The following is a 6,674-nucleotide window of genomic DNA, read 5'->3' on the forward strand; positions in this document are numbered from 1 at the left end:
CTCATAGTGACAATGGTTACTGCTCAACGTTCGATTACAGATGCAAAAAAAGAGCCGCAATCACTTACGGCTCTTAGTTTAGGTATATTATTCGAACAAAATCAATCGACTCCGCTCAACCTTTGTAGATTTTCGGGTTAAACACATCGCGTAACCAGTCGCCCAGCAGGTTAATCACCAACACCAGGGTAACCAGCACCAGACCTGGGAAAATGGTAATCCACCACGAGCCGGAGAAAATGTAGTTAAAACCGATACTGATCAGTGAGCCCAGTGATGGCTGGTCCACCGGCAAACCCAGACCGAGGAAAGAAAGTGCCGCCTCCGACATGATGGCATTCGCTACCTGCACGGTTGAGATCACCAGAATCGGCGACAGACAGTTCGGCAGAATATGACGGAACATGATACGCAGTGATTTAAAGCCCATCACCCGCGCCGCTTCAACATACTCTTTTTTCTTCTCAGCCAGCACCGAGGCACGAATGGTACGCGCATATTGCGGCCATTCCGCCACACCGATGATCACCACCAGCATCAAAACCGCGTATTCACTGTAGAACTCGCTGCCAAAGCTGGCTTTAAAGATGGCCGATACAATGATAGCGACCATCATGGTCGAAAACGACAGCTGCACATCCGCAAAGCGCATCAGGAAGCTGTCGATACGGCCACCGAAATAACCGGCTGACAGGCCGATCACGATGCCAAAAAGCAGCTGCAAGGCAACGGCAAGAAAGCCGATCGTCAGTGACAAGCGGGAGCCATACAAAATGGTCGATAAAATATCGCGCCCCTGGTTATCGGTGCCGAGCAGGAAGCGCTCATCGCCGCCATCCAGCCAGGATGGCGGTAACTCCGAATCCATAATATCGATTGACGTTAAATCATACGGGTTGCTCGGGGCAATCAACGGGGACACCAGTGACGTGACCAGCACCACCATAAAGATAACAAAGCTGACCATCGCCACTTTGTCACGCAGGAAATAGTAAAGAAAATCGGACTGCTTAAAACGCTCCCAGCGTGAAGGAGCTGCGACTACCTGGCTCATGATTATGCTCCTTTTCCGGTCAGGTTAACGGTTGGGTTGATCAGACCATACATCAGATCCACGATGGTATTGGTCACGACGAAAATCAGGCCGACAAAAATCACGTACGCCGTGATAAGCGGCGTATCCACCCGGTTAATCGCCTCAAGGAACAAAAAGCCGGTACCCGGCCACTGGAACACCGTCTCGGTCAGAATGGTGTAGGCCACCATAGTCCCGATCTGCACACCACCGACGGTCAGCACCGGCAGCATGGTGTTTTTCAGCGCATGCTGGTAATAAATCTTGTTCATCGCCAGGCCCTTCGCCTTGGCAAACTTAATGTACTCCGAGCTGAGCACTTCGAGCATCTCAGCCCGTACCAGACGGATAAACAGTGGCAGCATGATAGAGGCCAGCGAGACACAAGGCAGGATAAGGTGCGCGAGACCATCAAGGGTAAAGAACCCCGACTCCCAGCCGAGCCAGTTTGCGGTTTCACCGCGGCCATAGGATGGCAGCCAGCCAAGCTCAATCGAGAACACATACATCAGCATAATCGCGGTCAGAAACACCGGGATCGAAATACCAATACTACTGCCGGCCATGACCAGCTTGGTAAACACGCTTTTCGGATGTATCGCTGAATACACCCCAAGCGGAATGGAACAGACAATAATGATCAGCGAGGCACCGAACACCAGTTCCAGTGTCGCGACCAGTTTGTCGAGAATCACTTCAACCGCAGGACGCTTGAAGAAATAGGAGGTACCCAGGTCGCCCTGCACCGCGGCAGTGACAAAACGGGTGTATTTAGTGACGAAGGGATCGTTGAGGCCCAGTTCATCACGCAGCGCCTGGCGCTCCGTCTCTGAAACCGACTGACCGACAAGCTCGCGCAGCGGGTCGCCCAGGTTATCCTGAATGGCAAACGCCACCAAACTGATCACAAACATCACTATCAGTGCCTGAAACAGGCGCTTGACCAGAAACGAAAACATTCCTTGCCCCTTAACTTTCCATGCTAAATCCATCCGGGTTAATGCCCTGCGATGGACCCTATTCAGCCTTTAAAACAGTCACTAACCCGACTGAAACAAGATTAATGACCTAAGGTGAGAAAAGCCCCCGCAACCGGGTTACGGAGGCTCCTGTTACCAGTTAATGCGCAACTTACTCTTTGACCACCAGGTCACCGAAGTATGGGAACTCCATCGGGTTAACGATTGGTTTGACGTCCAGCGTTGATTTCGCCCCCCAGGCCAGGTTCTGCCAGTGCAGAGGAACGAACGCGGCATCGTTGTACAGGGTCGTTTCTACCTGCTGCAGCATCTGTGCACGTTTAGCCGGATCGGTTTCGACGTTTGACGCTTCCACCAGTTTATCGACTTCAGGGTTTGAGTAGTGACCACAGTTGTACTGACCTTTACCGCTCTCTTCGTTACGGGTCATGGTCAGGAATTCAGAGAAGTTGGCTGAATCCTCGGTATCCGCGTGCCAGCCGATCATCAGCATGTCTGCCGCACATTTATCAAACTCAGGCCAGTACTGCGCTTTTGGCATGGTTTTCAGATCAACTTTGATGCCGATCTTCGACAGCATTGCCGCTGCAGCCTGAGCCACTTTAGCATCATTCACATAGCGGTTATTCGGCGCGATCATGGTCAGGTTAAAGCCCTTCTCATAACCCGCTTCCTTCATCAGCTCTTTGGCTTTGTTCAGGTCATAACGCGGCACCAGTTCAGGATTGTAGCCAGCATAGCCTTGCGGGCTCTGCTGGCCGGCAGCCGTTGCAAAACCTTTCATGATTTTGTCCACGATACCCTGATTATTGATGGCGTAAACAATCGCCTGACGCACGCGCACATCTTTCAGCGCTTCATTGCTCGACTGGTTCATTTGCAGCGTAATAATGCGGGTACCTGGCAATGTTACCAGATCGACACCTTTGGCTTCTTCGACACGTTTGTGGTCATTCGGCGCAACCGGCGCAATCATATCCACATCGCCGGACAGCAGAGCCGCAACACGGGTCGCATCTTCTTTGATAGGCACCAGAGTCAGATGGTCAACATTACCTTTCGAATCTTTGTCCCAGTAGTCTTTGAAACGTTCGAATTCGACTTTTACGCCCTGTTCACGTTGCGTTACGATAAAAGGTCCGGTACCGGAAAGGTGGGTAGACGCAAACGAGTTACCGTGTTTCACCACTTCACTCTTATCTTTGCCGTCTTCAGTCTTGCCTGAATAGAACTTGCTGTCCATCGGGAAAATGTAGGTCGCGGTTTGCAGTACCAGCGGGTAAGCGCCCTTCGATACCAGGTCAACCGTGTAGTCGTCAACTTTGACCATTTTCTCATATGGTTCAAAAATCGCTTTGAAATCCGGCGAGCTTTGCAGACGGTCAAACGTCCACACCACATCGTCGGCTGTCATCATATTACCGGAGTGGAATTTCACCCCTTCACGCAGGTGGAAACGCACGGTTTTGTCATCCAGACGTTCCCAGCTGCTCGCCAGACGGGGTTCAAAGTCCAGATCCTGAGTGTAGCGAACCAACGGATCAAACACCATGTGAGACAGTTGCAGCGTACCACCTGACAGTTGTTCATGCGGGTCCAGTGATACCGGATCAGCGTCGTAAGCCACTGTAATATCAGCCGCGCTGGCGGCAAAGCTGAGGCCAGCTGCCATTAAAGCCACTGCAAGTTTGCTTTTCATGGTTTTCATTGCATAACTCCTTATGCGGGAATCCAAATCCCTAGTTGTTGTATTTGCTTCTGTTTCAAAACCCGGCCCCGGAAGGCCGGCAATCTGTGCGGCTAGGCCGCGCTTACACCGTCTCTCAAGCCGGTAAACTCCGGCATCAAAGAAATCAGTTGCTGGCTGTACTCATGCTGCGGCGAGGTGAACAGTTGCTCGGTCGGCGCCACTTCCAGCAAGGTACCCATTTTCATTACCCCGACCCGATCACACATCTGACGAATCACCGGCAAGTCATGACTGATGAACATCATGGTCAGGCTTAATTCATCCTGCAAATCTTTCAGCAGGTTAAGGATTTGCGCCTGAACGGAAACGTCCAGTGCCGAAGTCGGCTCATCACAGATCAGCAGGCGCGGGCGGGTAGCCAGCGCGCGCGCAATCGAAATACGCTGACGCTGACCACCGGAAAATTCATGCGGATACTTCACCCCGGCCATTTTACCCAGGCCAACATAATCGAGCAGGTCATTGACGATTTGGCGGGTTTCCCCTTCCCCACTGGTCAGTTTATGGAAGCGGATCGGCTCGGCAATAATGTCGAAAACCTTCATACGCGGGTTCATTGACGTATAAGGGTTCTGGAACACCATCTGCATCTGGCGACGCACCGGACGGCGCTCTTTCTCTGACTTCATCGCCGTCAGATCAAGACCTTCAAACGTCACCCGACCTTCATTCGGCTGGTACAAACCGGCAATCACCCGGGCAATGGTCGATTTACCCGAACCAGACTCGCCCACCAGGCCGAAAGTCTCTCCTTCCTGCACCTCGAAGCTGACATTATTGGAAGCCTGCACGTACTCGCGGCGACTTTCAAACAGTGAATCTTTGGTCACAAAGCGCAGACTGACGTTTTCCACATTGAGCAGCGGGCCGGTGTACTCACGCTGATCCTGACTCTGTCCCAGCCAGTGATTCTTAATATCCAGCGTTTTGTGCTCAGCGGCATCTTCGATATAAGTGACCAGCGGGAAGCGATCCAGTTTGATGTCGGAGCGCGGTACTGCGGAAATCAGGCTGCGGGTATACGGATGATCCGGATCACCCAGTACTTTCGCCGTCGGACCGAATTCAACCAGATCGCCGCGGTACATCACCGCGACACGATCAGTCACGTTGGACACCACGCCCATGTCGTGGGTCACCAGCATACAGCCGACATTATTTTTAATGCACAGCTCGCGGATCAGACTCAGGATCTGGTCCTGAATGGACACATCCAGGGCCGTGGTCGGTTCATCGGCAATGATCAAATCCGGTTCGCCCGCCAGAGCGATAGCAATCACGACACGCTGACGCATACCACCGGAGAATTGGTGCGGATATTGTTTGAGACGGTTTTCCGGTTGCGGAATACCGACCTGCTTCATCAATGATAATGCGCGCTGGTAGGCTTCATCATCACTGACCTTCATGTTGGCATGAATGGTCTCTTTCAGTTGCTGCTCTACGGTGAACAGCGGATTGAGAGAGGTCATCGGGTCCTGGAAGATAAAGCCAATTTTAGACCCGCGCACGGCACGCATTTTTTCCGGAGACAGGCCAGAGATTTTCTCGCCATCCAGGAAGACTTCACCGCCGGCTATCGTGCCCGGAGGACTCAGCAAATCAATAATCGCGTTACCCACTGTCGATTTACCGGCACCGGACTCACCGACTACGCCGACAATCTCGCCGCGCTCAATGCTGAAAGACAACGATTTAACCGCTGCATGCACACCGTGGCGTGACGGATATTCAATACGAAGGTTTTTTACTTCTAAAAGTGACATCTAAACCAGACCTCTACTGCTGCGGCAGTTTTCTGCCCTGTCTGCGGCCCGCGGCGATCGATACCATCAGCGGTCGACCAACGCATGCCCAAGTGAATCCATTCAAACCAGTATAATATTCTGGCAATTTATAAGGCCATCAATATGGCGAAAACTTCACACAAAAGCAACATTAAAAGGATAAAAAATCGATAACGCACCACTTTAAAGCAGCATAATCGAATTTATATGCACTAAAACTAGATATTAGTGTGGTCCGATGTTTCGCCACATTCGGTAGATTAACTCAAACTCATAGCGTTAAACACTGATATAGCGCAAATATTACGGATATTGTAAAAAACGAGCAGATGCATATTTTAGCAAGTGTCAAGTCAAGACGCCCATTAACAATAAAGAAACAATCTCACATGAAATCCATTACCTAAACCATAAAAACCAGACATTCAGCCATTAACCAGCAATTAAACCCAATAATGTAAAATTATGCAGAACATTAAACTTATCATTTTTGTGAGCTAACTCAACTCAGATCCAAACGGACACTGAGCAGATAAATTGTTCACGTGCAAAACGTCTGTTTAAAGACTAGAAGAGGAATTGCGCACCAATCCGCATAAAAATAAAAAAAGTGATAGTACGCACACAAATGGTGAGAGAGGGCAATAAAGGTTCTAGGTTCTAGGTTCTAGGTTCTAGGTTCTAGGTTCTAGGTTCTAGGTTCTAGGTTCTAGGTTCTAGGTTCTAGGTTCTAGGTTCTAGGTTCTGGCAGAGTGTCTTAGGCAACAGGGACAGAATCAAGCCTAAAAACAGTACAAGCGATTGATAGATTATCCGAAGCTCAGGGAACCAGGCCCTAGCTCCTCGGATCCTAGGGCCTGAAACGACAAAGCCCCGTCATTACTGACGAGGCTTTAAATGATAGTCGGCGAAGAGGGATTCGATCGGACTGGCGCTCCAGCCCACGACCCGCGATGCTAGGGGCATTCTCCCTGCATTACTCAGACGAAAAAGCCCCGTCATTACTGACGAGGCTTTAAATGGTGGTCGGTGAAGAGGGATTCGATCGGACTGGCGCTCCAGCCCACGACCCTCGATGCTAG

Annotated in this window: 4 protein-coding genes; all 4 read right to left on the reverse strand. The window is 50.9% G+C overall.

Features of this window, described 5'->3' with window-relative positions; translation table 11 throughout:
- Positions 1-115 precede the first annotated feature (115 nt).
- The 4 genes from E6C74_RS17025 to E6C74_RS17040 all read right to left on the reverse strand — a co-directional run bounded on the left by E6C74_RS17025 (position 116) and on the right by E6C74_RS17040 (position 5,571).
- On the reverse strand, positions 116-1,054 hold the full coding sequence (locus E6C74_RS17025) for an ABC transporter permease (RefSeq protein ID WP_136487250.1): 939 nt from the start codon (positions 1,052-1,054) through the stop codon (positions 116-118).
- Positions 1,055-1,056: 2 nt separating this feature from the next.
- Positions 1,057-2,034 (reverse strand): ABC transporter permease, encoded by a 978-nt coding sequence (locus tag E6C74_RS17030; RefSeq protein WP_136487251.1) that lies wholly within the window; start codon positions 2,032-2,034, stop codon positions 1,057-1,059.
- A 172-nt stretch (positions 2,035-2,206) separates the two neighbouring features.
- On the reverse strand, positions 2,207-3,763 hold the full coding sequence (locus E6C74_RS17035; protein WP_136487252.1) for an ABC transporter substrate-binding protein: 1,557 nt from the start codon (positions 3,761-3,763) through the stop codon (positions 2,207-2,209).
- A gap of 92 nt (positions 3,764-3,855) precedes the next feature.
- The gene (locus tag E6C74_RS17040; protein ID WP_136487253.1) at positions 3,856-5,571 is read right to left on the reverse strand and encodes an ABC transporter ATP-binding protein; all 1,716 of its coding nucleotides are present in this window, start codon (positions 5,569-5,571) and stop codon (positions 3,856-3,858) included.
- Positions 5,572-6,674: the final 1,103 nt, after the last annotated feature.

Source organism: Vibrio sp. H11 (assembly GCF_004804295.1).
In the GTDB taxonomy this organism is placed as follows: domain Bacteria; phylum Pseudomonadota; class Gammaproteobacteria; order Enterobacterales; family Vibrionaceae; genus Vibrio; species Vibrio ostreae.